At 39.8% G+C, this 18,729-nt stretch carries 16 protein-coding genes; 8 read left to right on the forward strand and 8 right to left on the reverse strand.

Annotation, left to right across the window (positions count from 1 at the left end; genetic code table 11):
• Nucleotides 1-11 precede the first annotated feature (11 nt).
• Nucleotides 12-791 (forward strand): amidohydrolase, encoded by a 780-nt coding sequence (locus RM545_RS09120; RefSeq protein ID WP_311495015.1) that lies wholly within the window; start codon nucleotides 12-14, stop codon nucleotides 789-791.
• Here the strand turns inward: RM545_RS09120 and RM545_RS09125 are convergent.
• Together RM545_RS09125 and RM545_RS09130 are read right to left on the reverse strand one after the other, a co-directional pair.
• Nucleotides 778-2,391: an Ig-like domain-containing domain gene (locus RM545_RS09125; protein ID WP_311495016.1), complete on the reverse strand. Its 1,614-nt coding sequence runs from the start codon at nucleotides 2,389-2,391 to the stop codon at nucleotides 778-780. The two genes, RM545_RS09120 and RM545_RS09125, sit on opposite strands and share 14 nt — an antisense overlap.
• A gap of 57 nt (nucleotides 2,392-2,448) precedes the next feature.
• A complete protein-coding gene (locus RM545_RS09130) occupies nucleotides 2,449-3,129 on the reverse strand; it encodes a ComF family protein (RefSeq protein ID WP_311495017.1) in 681 nt (226 codons plus the stop codon).
• A 60-nt stretch (nucleotides 3,130-3,189) separates the two neighbouring features.
• Here RM545_RS09130 and RM545_RS09135 point away from each other — a divergent pair, with 60 nt between their 5' ends.
• The 6 genes from RM545_RS09135 (at nucleotide 3,190) to RM545_RS09160 (ending at nucleotide 11,877) form a co-directional block, all read left to right on the forward strand.
• A complete protein-coding gene (locus RM545_RS09135; protein WP_311495018.1) occupies nucleotides 3,190-4,074 on the forward strand; it encodes a DUF8428 domain-containing protein in 885 nt (294 codons plus the stop codon).
• Nucleotides 4,075-4,134: 60 nt separating this feature from the next.
• Entirely contained in the window at nucleotides 4,135-5,673 is a 1,539-nt protein-coding gene (locus RM545_RS09140; protein ID WP_311495019.1) for a glycine--tRNA ligase, read from the forward strand.
• Between the two features lie 190 nt (nucleotides 5,674-5,863).
• On the forward strand, nucleotides 5,864-8,845 hold the full coding sequence (locus RM545_RS09145; RefSeq protein ID WP_311495020.1) for a GEVED domain-containing protein: 2,982 nt from the start codon (nucleotides 5,864-5,866) through the stop codon (nucleotides 8,843-8,845).
• A 131-nt stretch (nucleotides 8,846-8,976) separates the two neighbouring features.
• Nucleotides 8,977-9,738, forward strand: a complete 762-nt coding sequence (locus RM545_RS09150; protein WP_311495021.1) for an exodeoxyribonuclease III — start codon at nucleotides 8,977-8,979, stop codon at nucleotides 9,736-9,738.
• 12 nt (nucleotides 9,739-9,750) lie between these two features.
• On the forward strand, nucleotides 9,751-10,704 hold the full coding sequence (locus RM545_RS09155; RefSeq protein WP_311495022.1) for an OmpA/MotB family protein: 954 nt from the start codon (nucleotides 9,751-9,753) through the stop codon (nucleotides 10,702-10,704).
• Between the two features lie 141 nt (nucleotides 10,705-10,845).
• Nucleotides 10,846-11,877, forward strand: a complete 1,032-nt coding sequence (locus tag RM545_RS09160) for an aldo/keto reductase (protein ID WP_311495023.1) — start codon at nucleotides 10,846-10,848, stop codon at nucleotides 11,875-11,877.
• Nucleotide 11,878: 1 nt separating this feature from the next.
• On the opposite strand, the gene RM545_RS09165 is transcribed toward RM545_RS09160, so the two are convergent.
• From RM545_RS09165 to panC, 6 genes are read right to left on the reverse strand one after another with little or no spacing between them, the layout of a single operon-like run.
• Nucleotides 11,879-13,009, reverse strand: coding sequence for a peptidoglycan DD-metalloendopeptidase family protein (locus tag RM545_RS09165; RefSeq protein WP_311495024.1), 1,131 nt, complete (start codon nucleotides 13,007-13,009; stop codon nucleotides 11,879-11,881).
• A 43-nt stretch (nucleotides 13,010-13,052) separates the two neighbouring features.
• A complete protein-coding gene (gene radA / locus RM545_RS09170; protein WP_311495025.1) occupies nucleotides 13,053-14,417 on the reverse strand; it encodes a DNA repair protein RadA in 1,365 nt (454 codons plus the stop codon).
• Nucleotides 14,418-14,438: 21 nt separating this feature from the next.
• The gene (locus RM545_RS09175) at nucleotides 14,439-15,569 is read right to left on the reverse strand and encodes an alpha/beta hydrolase (protein ID WP_311495026.1); all 1,131 of its coding nucleotides are present in this window, start codon (nucleotides 15,567-15,569) and stop codon (nucleotides 14,439-14,441) included.
• Between the two features lie 52 nt (nucleotides 15,570-15,621).
• On the reverse strand, nucleotides 15,622-16,587 hold the full coding sequence (locus tag RM545_RS09180; RefSeq protein WP_311495027.1) for a lysylphosphatidylglycerol synthase transmembrane domain-containing protein: 966 nt from the start codon (nucleotides 16,585-16,587) through the stop codon (nucleotides 15,622-15,624).
• A gap of 3 nt (nucleotides 16,588-16,590) precedes the next feature.
• Nucleotides 16,591-16,941, reverse strand: coding sequence for an aspartate 1-decarboxylase (gene panD / locus RM545_RS09185; protein WP_311495028.1), 351 nt, complete (start codon nucleotides 16,939-16,941; stop codon nucleotides 16,591-16,593).
• 10 nt (nucleotides 16,942-16,951) lie between these two features.
• Nucleotides 16,952-17,803: a pantoate--beta-alanine ligase gene (gene panC, locus RM545_RS09190; protein ID WP_311495029.1), complete on the reverse strand. Its 852-nt coding sequence runs from the start codon at nucleotides 17,801-17,803 to the stop codon at nucleotides 16,952-16,954.
• 109 nt (nucleotides 17,804-17,912) lie between these two features.
• Here panC and RM545_RS09195 point away from each other — a divergent pair, with 109 nt between their 5' ends.
• Nucleotides 17,913-18,725 carry a glycogen/starch synthase gene (locus RM545_RS09195; RefSeq protein ID WP_311495030.1) on the forward strand — a complete coding sequence of 271 codons (813 nt, stop codon included), beginning with the start codon at nucleotides 17,913-17,915 and terminating at the stop codon, nucleotides 18,723-18,725.
• The last annotated feature ends 4 nt before the right edge of the window (nucleotides 18,726-18,729 follow it).

The raw sequence follows: 18,729 nt of genomic DNA on the forward strand, positions 1-18,729 counted from the left end.
TAACTTTACGTATGGCTCAAAATCTAAACATAGCAATGCTTCAGGTTAATTTAAATTGGGAGCATCCGGAAAATAATCGTAGTCTCTTCAGTAAAGAAATCAAGGCACTTTCAGGAAATGTTGACCTGGTGATCCTGCCGGAAATGTTTACTACGGGATTTAGCATGAATGCTGAAAAGCTTGCTGAAGAAACAAAGGGGCCAACTTTGCTTTGGATGCAGGAAATGGCTGAACGGCAAAACCTGGCCATAACCGGGAGTGTGATAATCACCGAAAATGGCAATTTTTACAACAGGTTATTCTTTGTATATCCCGATGGCTCATATAAAGTATACGACAAGAGGCACACCTTTACCTTGGCGAAGGAGGATAAAACGTATACTGCAGGGGAAGAGCGGCTTATAGTAGAATATAAAGGCTGGAAAATTTGTCCGCTGGTGTGTTATGATCTAAGATTTCCGGTTTTTTCGAGGAATACTGTAGATTACGATTTGTTGATTTATGTAGCCAACTGGCCGGAAAAACGGGTAGCAGCATGGGATGCACTCTTAAAGGCACGTGCTATAGAAAACATGAGTTTTTGTATAGGTTTAAACAGGACCGGAATTGATGGTGAAGGTCACCGGTACAATGGTCACAGCACTGTTTATGATTGCCTTGGACAAAACCTTACGGAGCTGGACGTGGAAGAACCATTCTCTAAAGAGGTTGAGTTGGATTATAATCATCTTACCAAAACAAGAGAAAAGATGAGATTTTTGCTCGACAGGGATGAATTTATTCTAACCTGAAACTATAAGGCTGATCCCAGTTTGCCCTTACCTCTAAAGTGTCAGAAAAATATTCGATACGTTCCGGCTGGCGTTTTTTGAGATAATTGCCGGTATCCCATTTGTGGTTTTTATTGCTGTCAAAAACCAGGCGCATAAAAAATAGCCCGGGTTCCAAATTTCCAAAATCAATCACATTTTCTCCTTCGGAATATTTTTCAACCTGCACTTCGCCTTTCAGGTTGGTAAGTTGGGCAATAACGGGAAACTGTTGTACATTTTGCAGCCTGAAGGTGAGCGTTCCATATTCTGAAAGTGATTTTGTGGACACACGTTGAGTCAATGTATCGTTTGTAGCTTCAAACATGTCTACTACTGTTCCAGGTAAAACTTGTATAGAATACTGGCTGCTTTCCTCTTTTTCAAATGAAATACGCAGTTCGTTTTCCAGTAATCTTAATTCCGTAGAAAAAGGAATAAAGATCGAATCCTGATTCATAATAGAAATGAGGCTGTCATTACTTTCTACAAGAGGTGTATTTGCCCTTAGAAACACTTCCTGGTCAAAACCAATATTTCCGTTAGGTGTAACGCTTACGTTCAGGGAATCCCGTTCCATCTCTGTAATCCTGGCAACGAGCGTGTCCCGGCGTTCGGGGCTAAAAACTTCAAAGGTGAGACTATCTGTCTCCAGCGTGGGCCTGTACCAGTAATAGAGAGAATCTGTTTCCCTGTCTTGCACAATGCGGGAAGTGAAACCTTCCGGCTTTGGATTAAGCAGCTCTATGCTTACACTATCCAGATCTGTAACGCCCTCGTATCCAAACAAAATTTGCTGTCCTTTTAGTTGCTTTGGGCGCTGTATTTCAAACTCCAGCTCTTCCTGGAACAGTGTAATTTCATATGTAGAATCGGTAGGAATGGTAATAAAATCCTCTACAAATCCAATTTTTTCGTTCCTGGGATTAAAAAGATAATTATCATTTTCGTCCATTATGGCGATCATCTGATAAGTGCCGGCTTTTAAGTTTTCAAGCTGAAAAATATTTGTGCTATCCCGAGTATAGGTCACATAGCGCGGAGTTTGTTGGTAAACCACAGAGTCTGAAAAGGTAGAATCTACCTCATACAGAAAAACGGAAATGAAATCTGCAGGTTTTTTCAGGTAAGCATCTTCCACTGTTCCACCAACTTCAAGTGAATCAATGTAATCCCCGGTGGAAAAAACGTATTTAAAATAGTTTAAAGGATTACTTTCATTGTTGTCTATAATACTCTTTCCGAAGTTAATGGTATAGGTGGTGTTTTCCTGCAGTGTGTCAAAAATTTCTATCTGGACATCCCTTCTTGCCGTGCCCAGAGGTAAGATGGATGGCCTGGGACTCATAGGCGGAGAGATGATGACCTGTTGCTGCGGATTTTTTAGCTTAACATATTCATCAAAAAATATTCTTATTTCCTCTTTGCTAAAATTCGTTGTATAATTCTCTGGATTTGCTCTTATAAACTCGGGTGGCTCCTCATCTCTAGGGCCACCTTCAGGCATTCCTTTTTTTGCACATTGCACCAGTGTTAAAAGGAGAACAATAACAATTAAAAAGCCCGGAATTCTATTTCTCATTTATTGGAAGCTAATTTTAAAGCAAAGAAACAATTATTTTAAGTTTTAACGCAAAATTCAATTTGTAATTGCCATTGTGGCGATACTCACCTTTACGCCTTCAATTTGCTGAATTTTTTCTATACAAGCTTCCAGTGTTGCACCTGTTGTAATTATATCATCCACAAGCAGTACGTGTTTGTTCCTGATTTTAGCTGAATTTTCTAAAAGAAATGTACCTTCCATATTGCCCCACCTCGAGAGTCTGTTCCGAAGCGCTTGCGTTTGACCCGCAGACTTTTTAACCAGCACATCGTCTACGTATCGCGCATCTAATTTTTCAGCAATTTCCCTGGCAAAACCTTCAACCTGGTTAAAGCCCCGCGCTTTAAGTTTGTTTTTGTGCAGGGGCACAGGAATAACAAAATCGACGCTCTGATAATTTTCAAGTTCAGATAATTCTGTGCCTATCCATTCTCCAAGGAAAGTACTTATTTCTTCATGACCCCGATATTTGAGATTATGGATTAAAGTTTGAACTATCCCTTTTTTTCTGAAGAAAAGAAGTGAAGTGGCATTTTCTATCTCTGCGCGCCCATGAAATACTTTTTTTGCAGGATTTTCGTTGTAAATGTGGTAATTTGTTACAGGTAACTCATGCAAACACGTAGTGCAAACGATTTTTTCATTTTTGGCCAATTCTATGTTGCAGCAATTACAGGCTCTGGGGTAGAAGAGGGAGACTAAATCGTGAAACATTTGTTAATGCATTGTGTTTTAATTTGTTAAAACATAAATTTACGAACTAAATTCATAAGTATGATGACCGAAAAGAAAAACAATACAGCATTAAAAATATTAACAGGGGTGCTGGCTGTGGCCTTAATCGCGTTGAGCATTTACACTATTAAATTTTATAATGAAGAGAAGGAGAATAAAGAAATCCTTCAGAATGAAAAGGCTGTTATAGAAAATGAACTTAATGACCTAATCATTAAGTATGATGAAGCCATTGAAGAAAATGAAATAATGGACCAGAATATGGTGGAAGCGCGGGAACGAATAAACAGGTTACTGGATTCTGTTCAAGACAACGAAGCGAATCTTGCCCTTATTTCCCGATACAGGAGAGAAATTGGAAACTTAAGAGCTGAAAAGGACAGGCTTTTCAGAGTGGTGGACAGTTTAAGTTCCCAAAATCAGCGCTTAACTACTGCAATGGATAGTACAAATATAGTGCTTCAGGAGCGCACCAGGTTATCTGATTCTTTGCAGGACACCAATCAAAACCTTTCTTCTAAAGTTGACCGTGCATCGAGATTGCAAATCACGGGATTAACAGGAGAGGGTGTAATTGTGAGAAATAGCGGTAAGATTGTGGAGAACGACAGGACAAGGAGAATAGACCAGATAAGAACCTGCTTTACAATTTCTTCTAACGAACTGGCTGAAGCGGGAGAGAAAACCATAAATGTGCAGGTTTATAATCCCGAAAATGAACTTGTGGGAGATCAAATTGCTGTTCAGCATGAGGGCGGAGTAATGGTCTACAGCGCGAATTCCAAGGTGTATTACGAGAATGAAGAACTTGATGTTTGCGTTTTGGCTAATGCCAGTGAAGAAAGGCTAATCGAAGGAGAATATAAAGTCTATGTGTATTCTGATGCTTACCTGATTGGGACTTCTACTTTTAGCCTGAGATAATTTAAAACAAAAAAGAGACCGTCTTGGTGTATATCAGGGCGGTTTTTTTATTTTTGTTCCATGGCAAAAAACGAAGATTTATTCAAGAATGTAATATCCCATGCTAAAGAGTATGGGTATATTTTTGCATCTAGCGAAATATATGATGGTCTAAGCGCTGTTTATGACTACGGTCAAAATGGTGCCGAATTAAAGAAAAACATCAAGGAGTACTGGTGGAAAAGCATGGTGCAGATGCACCAGAACATAGTGGGAATAGACGCTGCAATTTTAATGCATCCCACGACCTGGAAGGCTTCTGGGCACGTAGATGCCTTTAATGATCCCTTAATTGATAATAAAGATTCTAAGCGTCGCTACCGTGCAGATGTACTTGTAGAAGATTACGCTGAAAAGCTACTGCAAAAGGCACAAAAAGAAATAGACAAGGCAAAGAAACGCTTTGGGGAAGAATTTGATGAAGAACAGTATAAAGCTACCAATCCGCGCGTAAAGAGATACTTAGGTGATCGCAAAGAGATTCTGGAGCGTCTGGGGAGATCTTTAACAAATGAAGACCTTGCCGACGTAAAGTCGTTAATAGAAGAGCTTGAAATTGCAGATCCTGAAACCGGTTCTAAAAACTGGACAGATGTGAGGCAGTTTAACCTGATGTTTGGGACCAAACTGGGAGCTTCAGCAGATTCTGCAACACAATTATACCTTCGGCCGGAGACTGCTCAGGGTATTTTTGTAAACTTTTCCAATGTGCAGAAAACCGGAAGGATGAAAATTCCTTTTGGAATTGCACAGATAGGAAAAGCTTTCAGAAATGAAATTGTTGCGAGACAATTCATTTTTAGAATGCGGGAATTTGAACAAATGGAGATGCAGTTCTTTGTGCGCCCGGGAGAAGAATTAAAATGGTATGAGCACTGGAAAGAGGTGCGGTTAAAATGGCATTTATCGCTTGGTCTGGGTGAGAAGAATTATCGTTTTCACGATCACGACAAACTTGCACATTACGCCAATGCAGCGGCAGATATAGAATTTGATTTTCCATTTGGCTTTAAGGAACTGGAAGGTGTTCATTCCAGAACCGACTTCGATTTAAAAGCTCACGAAGAACATTCTGGTAAAAAACTACGGTTTTATGATCCGGAACTTAAGGAAAATTACGTGCCTTACGTAATTGAAACTTCTATTGGTCTGGACAGGATGTTCCTTTCTGTGCTTGCAGCCTCTCTAAAAGAAGAAGAGCTGGAAGATGGGAGTAGCAGGACAGTTTTAAAACTTCCGGCGGTGCTTGCACCTACAAAAGCAGCAATTTTGCCTTTAGTGAAGAAGGATGGATTGCCTGAACTTGCCCAGGAAATTTTTAATGAGTTAAAATGGGATTATAATATTCAGTTTGACGAAAAAGATGCGATTGGCCGTAGATACCGGCGCCAGGATGCTGCAGGAACGCCTCTTTGTATTACTATAGATCACGATTCCCTTGAAGATAAAATGGTGACAGTCAGGTTTAGGGATACCATGGAACAGAAGAGGGTCGAAATTTCACAATTATCGGCAATTATAAAAGAAGAAACTAATTTTAGAAGCTGGATGGAAAGCTGATATGCTTTTTAGCCTGCATCGGTACAATTTAAACCGATGATTTAAAGCCTTAGCCGTTTTAGGAGTTTCTGGTAGAAGGGAATAAGAAGTGAGCAGGAAATTTCAGGATTATATTATTAACTTTAGAGCTTTTTCTTTCGTTTGAAACGGTACACTATTATCTATTTTTGAAGAAGCTATATTACTTATCATGAAAAACCTTCTATACCTTTTATTATTTGCTGTATTTCTTTTTCATTTTGATGCAGAAGCACAAACCAATGAAACTTCCGGTCCTGTTTACGTAGATTCGGCCCTTGCTGTGCCTTCAGGGGCACTTTCAAAAGGTAAACTGGTTGCTCCTTCTTCAGAATTTAAAATTTACAATCCGCGTAACCGGGGTATTAATAAGGTGGTGCCGGGAAAAGGGCTGCCAAAAACCACAGATCCTGCATTGCAGAGTAAAATGGGAGAGGTACCTTCAAAAGCACCAATATTGTCCTATGAGGCTGTAAGTTCTCGCTCGACACCTACAGATCCTACGGGTTTTGTGGGTCCGAATCACTATATAAACGCCTGGAATTCGGCATTTTCAATTTGGGATAAGGAAGGAAATCAATTAATGCCACCCGCTTCTTTGGCGAGCATAGGAGGGGAATTTACCGGCGAAAACCTTGGTGATCCTATTGTAGTTTACGATGAGTTTGCAGATCGTTATTTAATAAGTCAGTTTAGTGATACCCCTGAAAGTTTTCTTATAGCCGTTTCACGTGGTCCGGATCCGTTAAACGATGGTTGGTTTACATACAGGTTTACCACAAATGGAGTGTTGCCCGATTACCCGAAGATTTCTGTTTGGGGTGATGGTTATTATATTACTACTAACAAAAACGCGAATACTGCAGGTCAAAGCCAGGTGATTTACGTAGTGGAGCGGGATAAAATGCTTCAGGGAGAAACAGCCGGAATTTTGGCTTTTCCTTTACCTGGAATCCGGACTAACGGATTTTACAGCCCTGCAGGATTTCATGCAATAGGGGATATTGCACCTCCCCGGGGTAATTCTCCAATTGTTTTTATGCAGGATGATGCCTGGGCAGGTGTTATAGAGGATCATTTAAAGATTTGGCTGATAAATGTCGATTGGAACAACCCTGCTTCCTCGGTTATTTCAGAATCACAGCGACTTGGGCAGGCAGATGGAGTTTCACCCTTTATGGCGACTTTTGATGGTGGTTCCTTCAGCAACCTTTCGCAGCCAGGTGATGCGCCGGAAATTGATGCCCTCCAGGCGACGATGATGTATATGACGCAGTATCGGCGCTTCGAAACCCACAATTCTGTTGTAATGAATTTTGTTGTAGATGTAGATCCTACTGCTGCAGAGCATGCCGGTATAAGGTGGTATGAGCTTAGGCAAATGGCTAATCAGGAATCATGGACAGTTTATCAGGAAGGAACTTATGCACCGGATAAAAGTGACAGGTTTAGCGGAAGTATAGGTATAGACAACCAGGGAAATATTGGTCTGGGATTTACGATTTTAGATGATAGCCCTGAGACGCCAATTTTCCCATCAATAAGATACACAGGAAGGTATGCAGGTGATGATTTAGGAATAATGACTTTTGAGGAGCAGACGATAGTAGAAGGAGAAGATCCCGACCCTAACAGCAGGTATGGAGATTATGCCCATCTTTCTGTAGATCCGGCAGATGATCTCACGTTTTGGCATAATGCTGAATATTTTGAAGGATTAAATCGTAAAAACAGGGTAGGTGTTTTTAGAATAGCAGCCGATAATGAGAATGATGTAGGCGCCATTGCACGTGTAACACCACAGGATGCCACGTTGGGTACTGCTGAAGAAATTACGGTAAGGATAAGGAATTTTGGTTCTAATGCACAATCTGGCTTTCCTGTTAGTTATACAGTAAATGGAGGGGAAACAGTTACCGAAATTTTTACTGAAAGTATACCTGCAACCCAGTCTGTCAATTTCACCTTCTCGCAGCCTGCAGATTTCTCTGAAATAGGAGAGACCTATGAAGTGGTTTTTACCACCGGGCTTAATAATGATCAGAATTCAGAAAATGACACTTTTGTTGCTCAAATTAAAAACCTGCCGCCCCGGGATGTGGGTGTGACGTCTATAGACGTTCCTGTGACAGGGCAAAATTTAACACCTACAGAAGTTGTTACCGTTACAATTGAGAATTTTGGTGGTGAGCCACAATCCAACTTTCCTGTTTCCTACCAGGTTGGTGATAATTTTATTGTGAGAGAAACTTTTTCTGGAACTGTGGGAGTTGGAGAAAATACAGTTTATACTTTTAGTCGAAGAGCAGATCTTAGCCCTTCGGGAAGTTATAGGGTGACCGCAAGAACTCATCTTGAGGAAGATTTTAACCCTACCAATGATTCTACGGTGAAATCTATTGCAAATCTGAATTGTATTCCTGAAGGTTCAGATTGTTCTTTTGGTGACGGAATTTTTTACTTTGAGCTGGAAGAAATTTTAAATGAACGCATACCTTGTGGAGATGGCTACATAGACTTTATTGGTTCCTCTGCCACTCTGGATAGATCCAGGGGTACTTTTACGGTAACCGTAAAATCTGTATTTGCAGAGGAAGAAAAGGAACAGTTCTCCATGTGGATAGACCTGGATGATGATGCAGTATTTGATAATGACGAGCGGTTTGTAAGTTCACAAGTAATCCCGAGTCCCAATACACCTGTTTCTGTAGATTTTACCATACCTGACGATGCACCACTAGGTCAGCACCTTTTAAGGATAAGAGCAGGGGACACAAGTTTTGAAGGAGAATTGAACGATCCCTGTGATGTGATGGATTATGGGACCACGCACGATTATTCTGTAAGCGTAACCGACAGTTCACTTAACATTGAAGACTTTATACTTAATGAAGCTGAATTAATGATTATAAGTGAAAGACCAAAAGAAGAAGATAGCAAAATCTACAGGGCTCGTCTTTTATCTAATATAGAAGCACCCCTGCGCATTACTGTTCATGATATGCTTGGCCAGAAACTGCTTGAGAATAAAATGAATTTTAATGGAGAGGCATATACTTATACTTTTGATATGTCTTATGCCGCAAGAGGTGTTTACCTTGTAAGAGTGGGAACAAGGGAGTTCGGAAAAGTAAAGCGCTTTATAGTTAAGTAGAGGAAAGTAGCAATGTGCTTTTTTATGGCCAGATTTTGGAGAAATCCAAATTAAGTGCTGCTTCGAAACGACAAATCTGGAATATGTAGATATTTCAGATGGATCTAATTTAAAAAATCACAACAACATAAATGCGAATAATTTCTTATAATGTTAATGGTATCAGGGCGGCAATTAGGAAAGGATTTCTGGAATGGCTGCAGCAGGCTAATCCAGATGTTGTTTGTCTTCAGGAAATAAAAGCCTCTCCGGATCAATTAAATTTGCAGGATTTTGAAGAGGCGGGTTATCCTTATCACTATTGGTATCCTGCGCAAAAAAAGGGCTATAGCGGAGTAGCTGTCATTAGTAAAATAAAACCGATTCATGTAGAATATGGGACGGGTGTGGATTATATGGATTTTGAAGGGCGCAACCTTCGGGTTGACTTTGAAGATTTTTCAGTAATGAGTCTTTACCTCCCTTCGGGAACAAATATTAAGAGGCTTGAGCATAAATTTCAGTATATGGAAGATTTTCAGCAGTATGTAGACAAGCTAAAGCTGGAAATACCAAACCTTATTATTTGCGGTGATTATAATATTTGCCATGAAGCCATAGATATCCATGATCCTGTTCGATTAAAGAATGTTTCAGGATTTCTTCCGGAAGAAAGGGAATGGATCAACAATTTTATGAAAAGCGGGTTCATCGATTCTTTCCGGTACTTTAACGAAGAAGGAGATAATTATTCCTGGTGGAGTTATCGTGCAAATGCCAGGAACAACAACAAAGGCTGGCGTATAGATTATAATCTTGTTTCAAAATCCTTACAAGAAAAAATGAAACGTGCCGTTATATTACCAGAGGCATATCACAGCGATCACTGCCCGGTTTTAATTGAATTGGAATAAATTTCTATAGAAATGATAAGGAAAATTTTCTTTTTTGCAGCTGTAATGGCTTTAACTTTAAGCTCGTGCGTTTCTTCTAAAAAATATGGAGAACTGGAAAACCAGCATGCCGACCTAAAACGTGAAAACCGTGAAATGTCTGCTGACCTGGAGTGGTATAGAAAAATGGAAGCAGAATATAATGCACTGCAGGAGGCGCATGAAAATTTAACAGCAGAGCGCAATAATTTAGCTGAAAATCTCTCCTCACTCCAATCGAAGTACGAAAACTTGAAAAATTCGTATGACGCTTTGGAGCAGAACAGTTCTGCTGCTATAGCCGAAAATTCGAGGCAAAACCGAGAATTACTGGCCCAGCTGGAAGAAAAAGAAAACGCCCTGGCAGCAGAACAGATACGTCTGGAAAAGCTTCAGAAGGATTTGGAGGCAAGGTCTAATCGCATAAATGAACTGGAAGGTCTAATTGCTGCAAAAGATGCCAAAATGAATGCTTTAAAGGAAGCTATTTCCAAGGCCCTCACCAATTTTGAAGGAAAGGGGCTTACCGTAGAGCAGCGCGATGGAAAAGTCTATGTTTCTATGGAAAATAAGTTACTTTTTGGTTCCGGAAGTTGGGCAGTAAACTCTGAAGGAAGAAAAGCTGTACAACAATTGGGAGAAGTACTGGCTCAAAATCCTGATATTGCCGTGCTAATAGAAGGACATACCGATAATGTGCCCTATGGGGGCAGCGGTCCTTTAACCGACAACTGGGATCTTTCTACCAAGCGTGCAACGTCTATTGTGCAGATCTTGAAGGAGAATAGTAATATTGATCCGCAAAACCTAACCGCGGCCGGAAGGGGAGAATATGCGCCGGTTGCGAGCAATGATACTGCTGAAGGAAGGGCTAAAAACCGCAGGATTGAAGTTATCCTTACTCCTAAACTGGATGAGGTAACACGTTTGCTAAATGAAACTGAATAAGGAAACTCCTTAAGAAAAAGAATAATTGAAAATCCGTTATAATTTTTTCTGAAGCAGCAAAACTTCCGAAGAAATTAGAGCTGTACAGCTGGATTTAAAATATCTGGGGTACAGAGTAAATCATTTTCAGAAAAATAATCAATGAAATATACAATCTTACCAAATACTGATATTAAAGTCAGTAAAATATGCCTGGGCACTATGACCTGGGGAGAGCAGAATACAGAAGCTGAAGGCCACGAACAAATAGAGTATGCCTTGGGGAAGGGAGTAAATTTTCTTGATGCTGCAGAAATGTATCCGGTTCCTGCAAATTCTGAAACCCAGGGGAGAACTGAAGAAATTATTGGAAGCTGGCTTAAAGAGTCCGGTAGGAGAGAGGATGTAGTGCTTACTTCAAAAGTAGCGGGCCCTGCTGAAATGGTTGCTCATATCCGTCCCAAATTAGGTTACCACAAGGAAGCTGTGGAAGAGGCGGTGAATAAAAGTCTACAACGATTGCAGACAGATTATATAGACCTCTATCAGTTACACTGGCCGGAACGGCAATCTAATTTTTTCGGGAAGAAGGGTTATACGCATGAAGAGGAGGAGTGGGAGGATAATTTTCGGGAAGTCCTGGAAATTCTGGATAGTATGATCAAAGCCGGAAAAATCAGGCATATTGGGCTGTCCAATGAGACGCCCTTCGGATTGATGCGATTTTTGGAGGAAAGCAAAAGTGGTTTACCAAAGATGGTGAGTGTCCAAAACCCTTATAATCTTCTGAACCGGAAGGATGAAATTGGACTTACCGAAATTCTTCATCGCGAAAATGTTGGATACCTGCCTTACTCTCCATTGGGAATGGGGGTGCTGTCTGGAAAGCATCTTGGCGGAATTAAAGAAAACACAAGGCTAAGCCTGTTTCCGCAGTACAAGAGGTACACCGGGGAAGAGGCGGTAAAAGCTACAGGCGCGTATAGTGATATCGCTAAAAGGCACAATATCAGCCTTACGCATTTAGCTTTGGCATTCATCAATCAGCAGCCGTTTGTTACCAGTAATATTATTGGTGCGACAACTCTAGATCAGTTAAATGAAAATATAGAAAGTATCAACGTAAACCTTTCAGAAGAAATCCTAAAGGAGATAGAAGAGGTTCATAAAACGATACCAAATCCTGCACCTTAAATTAAATAGGTTTCACAAGACTTTGATGAATAAAGGAAGCCTTATTTTCTCGTGTTCTTATGTGGTACCAGTCTCTTGACTTTCCTAAAATCTGAAGGGTGTCCTGAGCTTTAGAAGAACCTATAATCTTTGAACCCGAAGTTGTTGGTTTGTTTCTAAGGTTTGCCGTAACTGCTTTAGTAAGTATTTTATGCGGAATATCGTCCTCCACATCGTCCAGGTTTAATGGCTCTGGCATAAATACGAAATTCAGAGGGTTTATAGCACCCTGAAAATTCTTATAAATTCCGAAATGGAGGTGTGGGGGAGTAGTTCTCGCATTTCCGGTATTTCCTACAAATCCTAAAGTGTCTCCCACATTTACCCTTCCGGAAACAGGATTAATACTATCAAGATGTGCATAATATAGAGACTGACCCCTGCGGCTGTCCCTTAACCAAACCTGTTTTCCGCCAAGGCCTTTTTCTCCGGTATAAGTAATGCGACCAGAAGTGGCTGCCACAACAGGAGTTCCTCGTTCTGCAAAGATATCAATCCCTTCATGACTTCTTGCGCCTCCATCCCGCTGGGCTCCCCAGAAGCTTTGTACAGCTGAGTTATTATATGATGCGACGGGGAAAAGGTAAACCGGACTCTTTATCATCTTCAGTAAAAAAGGAGAATTTCCCTCGATAGCGGGTTGAATTACAACTTTATATTTCCCTTCTTTTTCAGCTTCAAAAGTAAAGTGTTTTGCGCCAAATTCTGCACTTTCAACTTTGGTGAAGGGATTTAAAGAATCTTCGGTTCTCTTGAAAACATCGATAAAAACCAGTTCCTTTAGAGAATCGGTTTCAATTTCAAGATTAAAAAGCTCCCCTGGATTTAATTCTATTTCATAGGAGTACACAGGAAAAGTACGAGGCAGAAATTTGCCTTTTTCGGCATATGGCAGTTCTACCTGGATACTATCATTTAAGGCGATTTCCACCTGATTTTTCCATTTAGTAAAAAGACTATCAGAAAGATTAAAATCCCTCTTGTATACCTCTTTTGCTGTAGGATTTGTGATGTAATCTGAAGCTTTATTCAGCTGAGAGCAGCCTGAAAGAATTACTGCCGATAATATTAATAATAACCTTGTTATTCGCATATAATTATTTTTCAGCAGCTTAACTTCATTAACTGTGCCATTTTTATTCAAATAAATGACTTACAACATCTTCAATTTTTGCTAATTTAATAATTTGAATATTATAATTATTCTTTGGAACCTTACTTTGTTTCGAAATTAAGATTTTTCCAAATCCTAATTTTTCGGCTTCTGTTATTCTCTGTTCAATGCGGGTTACCGGCCGTATTTCTCCTGCCAGCCCTACTTCTGCAGCAAAACAGACATCTTTTTCCACAGGAATATCTTCATTGGAAGATAATATAGCTGCCACCACAGCAAGATCTATGGCAGGATCATCCACGGAAATTCCTCCGGTAATATTTAAGAATACATCTTTGGCACCCAGTTTAAATCCTGCACGTTTTTCCAGTACTGCAAGGATCATATTGAGTCTTTTGGCATTATAACCCGTAGTAGAACGTTGGGGCGTTCCATAAACGGCGGTGCTCACCAGCGCCTGAATTTCTATCATTAAAGGTCGCATTCCCTCGAGAGTTGCGGCAATGGCGGTACCGCTAAGATCCTCGTCATTTTTAGAAATAAGTATTTCCGATGGATTGCTTACTTCTCTTAGTCCGCTGCCCTGCATTTCATAAATGCCGAGCTCGTGCGTAGAGCCAAACCGGTTTTTATGCGCCCTTAAAATTCTGTAAACATGATTGCGATCTCCTTCAAACTGAAGGACCGTATCTACCATATGCTCCAGTACTTTTGGACCGGCAATACTTCCTTCTTTGGTAATATGACCAATTAAAATAACCGGAACTCCGCTTTCCTTGGCAAATTTAATAAGTTCAGCAGTGCATTCCCTAATTTGAGAAATACTGCCGGGAGAACTTTCAATGTAATCACTGTGAAGGGTTTGTATAGAGTCAATAATAACCACTTCAGGAGATATAGCTTCGATTTGCCGGAATATGTTCTGCGTTTTAGTCTCGGTAAGAATGTAGCAGTTGGCAGGATTTGGATCTATACGTTCTGCCCGCATTTTTATTTGCTGCTGACTTTCTTCTCCGGAAACGTATAACACTTTATACTTTAACTGAAGCGATATTTGCAATAAGAGCGTACTCTTTCCAATCCCGGGCTCGCCTCCCAAAAGTGTAAGTGATCCGGGAACAAGACCGCCGCCCAATACCCGGTCCAGCTCATTATTTCCCGTTTTCCACCTGTTTTGAGGAGCGTTTTCTATTTCGGCAATTTTTAAAGGCCTGGAAATTCTCTTTGCCTCCTTTGAAGCAGGGGATTTCCAGTCTTTAGGATCGGGTTTCTGAACAACTTCTTCTACAATAGTGTTCCATTCGTTGCACGCGGTACATCTGCCCTGCCACTTAGAATATTGTGCTCCACAATTCTGGCAATAGAATGTGGTCTTTACTTTTGCCATTTATATATTTCTGATTTATTTCTAATAACCGAAATCTCTTTTAATTGCATTAGCTTTTTCCAGCATAAAATCAACATCTAAAAAAGCGATTTTCTCCTGCCCATAAGCATTTTGATAAGCTTTCATTGCTTTCTTTGGATTACCGGTTTCTTCGTGGTATCGTGCTTCAAAATAGGTGCTAAGCATTGTCTTCGGGAAATGATCGTTGGCAAGTTTGCTGAGTTCCTCATATTCATCCCATCTCCTGGTTTTCTCTATAGCCTGATGAATGGCAAGGAAATCGTTTAGCCTTATTCGTTTCTCAATTCCATACAGATTGTCGATCGATTCATACTTTTCAATAAGATATTCGGTTGGGGATATAGAAGTCTGTAGTAAGACTTCATTGTACTCTTTTGGGGAAATAGGACTGTAAACTTCAAACATACTTTCTATTGCAACAGGAAGAGCTCTTCCTACAAGAGAGTAATGACTGGCATTATCAAAGTTATTAAAGGTGTAGGAAACCAGGTCGTTATCAAGACCTTTTAATTGATTGTCCAGAGCCAAAATATTTTCTTTTAACTGGCTGATGTCGTCACTTCCTGTTGCTAAGTAATACCATTTTTTCTTTTCGCTTCTGGATAGTGCACTCGTTATTCTATTTGCCATTTCAGGGGCAAGATCAGGGCTAAGATTCACATATCCCTCAAAAATCTGCTCAGGTTTAAGTAAGTAATAGTTCAGGAAATTTGCAGTGAGATCGTGGCCGACAATAATTTGAAAAGGTGCTGTCCTGTATTTTTGATCAACACTGTTTAAAAGCTCCATTCCCAGGAATTCGAAAAATTCAGCCCCTTGATCTGAGGGTAGAAAACGCTGGTTGTCGTAATTCACGTCCTTACTTCGTGATCTGGACTGATTAATGCCCACCACAATCATTTCAGGAATATCTTCCCAGTATGAATAATAATCCACAATTCCAGCTACAGGTTCAAAAAGGTAATCACCATCCAGAACCAGAACTACCGGATAATGTTTCTCCTTGTTCTCATCATAATTACGGGGTAGCTGAATTTTGATTTCACGCGTTTCCTTCAATTTTGCAGAGGAAACCGTTTCATAAATAATTTGTGCGGAACTGATCATGGGGCATATCAGTACCACTAGCATAAGTAGTTTTTTCATCATAGGTTGTAGATAGATTACACTGGCAAGATAAGTATTATTTCTTTCGGTTTATAACCGGTAACAGAATGAAAGACAGGCCGCCAAAGACAAGTACCATTAAGGTCTGAGAGCCCCATAGGATCCAGCCAAAAGCTTCACCACTTTGTTTGCTTATTCCGTAAAGCATAAGAATAGCACCAATTGCAACAGGGTAAACTCCTATTCCCCCATTAGTCGCAGAAATGGCAAAAGAACCTACTACAAAAGCAGCCATTATTGCTCCTATACTTGCGCTGGCAGTTTCCGGTACGGTAAAAACGATCACGTAAAACATTAGCACATACATAGTCCAGATAAAGATAGTATGGAAGAGAAACTCCCATTTTTTCTTCATCTTCAGGATGCTTATCATTCCTTCGAGAAGACCTTTTGCTAACTTTTTCACTTTTATAGCAATAGACCACTGAGATCTTTTGATAAACTGTAAAACGAGAACGCCTATGAAAATCAAAGTAATAAAAATCCCGATGCTTACCAGCGGATTTATATTATTGGCTTCAAAATAGGTGAGAAGGTTATCTGTTTGTAGTGCAACAGTAACAGCTACGATTAGTAAGAGGATGATCAAGTCTGCTATTCTTTCAGAAATAATGGTTCCAAAACCTTTTTCGAAAGGTATTTTTTCATAAGAAGAAAGAGTGACTGCACGTAAAACCTCACCCGATCGCGGTATACCAAAATTGGCGAGGTAACCTACCATAACAGCCATGAAACTGTTCGCGAGACGGGGAGAATAGCCTAAGGGTTCAAGAAGATATTTCCATCTATATGCTCTGGAAAGGTGGGACAAAGCTCCCAATGCAATGGAAAGAAAAATCCAGAAAGGGTTTGCAGTTAAAACATTATCCAGCAATTCCTCGCGCTCCAGAGGAGTTGCAGTTTGAAGAGAATACCAAATTAAAAAAATCCCCAGCGCCAGGGGGATTGTAATTTTTAATAATTTGATAGTCTTTTTTTTCAAAAATCAGGATAATAGATTGGTGTCTTCATTTGGAAATACAAGAGAAGGTTTAAAGTTTTTGGCTTCTTCAAAATCCATTATTGCATAAGCAATAAGGATAAGAATATCGCCTTTTGCTACTTTTCTTGCCGCAGCGCCATTAAGAGTTATTTCTCCGGAATTTCGTGGACCCGGAATAACATAAGTCTCTAATCTTTCGCCATTATTATTGTTAACGATTTGTACTTTTTCGCCTTCAATTATATTCGCGGCTTCCATAAGATCTTCATCTATAGTAATGCTTCCAATATAGTTTAGATCGGCTCCGGTAACTTTAACCCGGTGAATTTTTGATTTTACTACGTGTACCTGCATTTTCAAAAGATTAATTATTTAAAGGCATGTTGTCTATTAACCGAATATCATCAGCATACGCTGCAATAAAAGCTCTGTATTGTGCTCCTTCCCGTTTCCGGTTAACTCTTTTTAAGTTCTGTATATCTGCAATTTCAAAATATTCAAGCTTTAGAAAAGGATAATTCTGAAATTCATTTTTTACCCACTCCGTCACATAATCTGCACTTTTTGTGCCAAAGAGCTGTTTTGACTTTATCAGCGTTTCATAAATAAAAGCCGCTTTTTCCCGGTGTAAACTGCTTAGTCGTTCGTTTCTGGAACTTCTTGCAAGTCCCGATTCTTCCCTTAAAATAGGACACCCTACAATCTCTACAGGTAGTTCGAGTATCTCGGTTAATTTTCTTATAATCTGAAGTTGCTGAAAATCTTTCTCGCCAAAGAAAGCTTTATCGGGTTTAATAATTGTAAAAAACAGCTTAATTACGGTGCCCACTCCGTCAAAATGGGCGTTTCTGTATTTGCCTTCCATAACCTTCTCCAGTCCCTGAAAATCAAAATGTTCAGAAGCCACTTTTTTGCCATATAGTTCATTGGCATTAGGAGCAAAAACAATGATATCATCCTGTGCTTGCTTTAACAATTCGATATCCTGATCCAATGTCCTGGGGTACATTTCCAGGTCTTTTGGGTTGTCAAATTGGGTAGGATTAACAAAGATGCTTACCACTACTCTGTCGCACTCCTGCAAAGCCTGTTGTACAAGTGATAGGTGCCCGTCATGGAGGGCTCCCATTGTAGGAACCAGACCAACAATTTCCCCTGCGGATTTATAGCTCAGAAGCGTGTCGATTAGCGGTTGTTTTTCTTTAAATATCTGCACTTTATTAAAAATTAACAGCGTGCAAACTTAATATATTACTAGCAATCTGCATAAATTTTTGTAATTTTGCGTGTTTTTTATTCGCAATCGCAATTAAAGCAAAGATTTTATGAAAGATAAGAGAGTATTATACGTCTCCTCTGAAGTTATACCCTACCTGCCTGAAACAGACATTTCATCTACCTCTTTTGAAGCCGCTAAAATGGTAAATAACCAGGGTGGCCAAATTAGGATTTTCATGCCCAGGTTTGGGAATATCAATGAAAGGCGTCATCAGTTACATGAAGTAATACGACTTTCAGGAATCAACCTGGTTATAAATGACCTGGATATGCCATTGATCATTAAAGTAGCATCCATTCCCAAAGAGAGGATGCAGGTCTATTTTATAGATAACGAGGACTACTTTAAAAGAAAAGCAACCCTAACTGACGAAGAAGGAAATTTATTTGATGATAATGATGAGCGGGCTATCTTTTTTGCAAAAGGTGTGATTGAAACGGTAAAAAAATTAAACTGGTCTCCGGATATTATCCATGTCCATGGATGGTTGGCCTCGCTTCTTCCTTTGTATTTGCGGAATTATTATGGCAATGAGCCACTTTTTAGTAATGCAAGAATAGTTACTTCAGTATACAATCAAAGTTTCGATGAGACGTTAAATACAGAGATGCAGGAGAAAGTTCTCTTTGATGGAATGGAAGATGAGGATGTAAAGCATTTGGGGGAACCCAATTACGTAAACCTCATTAAAACTGCTGTGGATAATTCTGATGCTATCATCTTAAGTGGAGATAATGTGCCAGATGAGCTTAAAACTTATGTAAACAGATTAAACAAGCCTGTTCTTCCTTATAAAAACAGAGAGGAATTTACACAAGCTTACCAGGACTTTTATGCTACAAAGGTTCTGAAACAGTAAAAAT

It is taken from the genome of Autumnicola lenta, assembly GCF_031846515.1.
Classification (GTDB): domain Bacteria; phylum Bacteroidota; class Bacteroidia; order Flavobacteriales; family Flavobacteriaceae; genus Autumnicola; species Autumnicola lenta.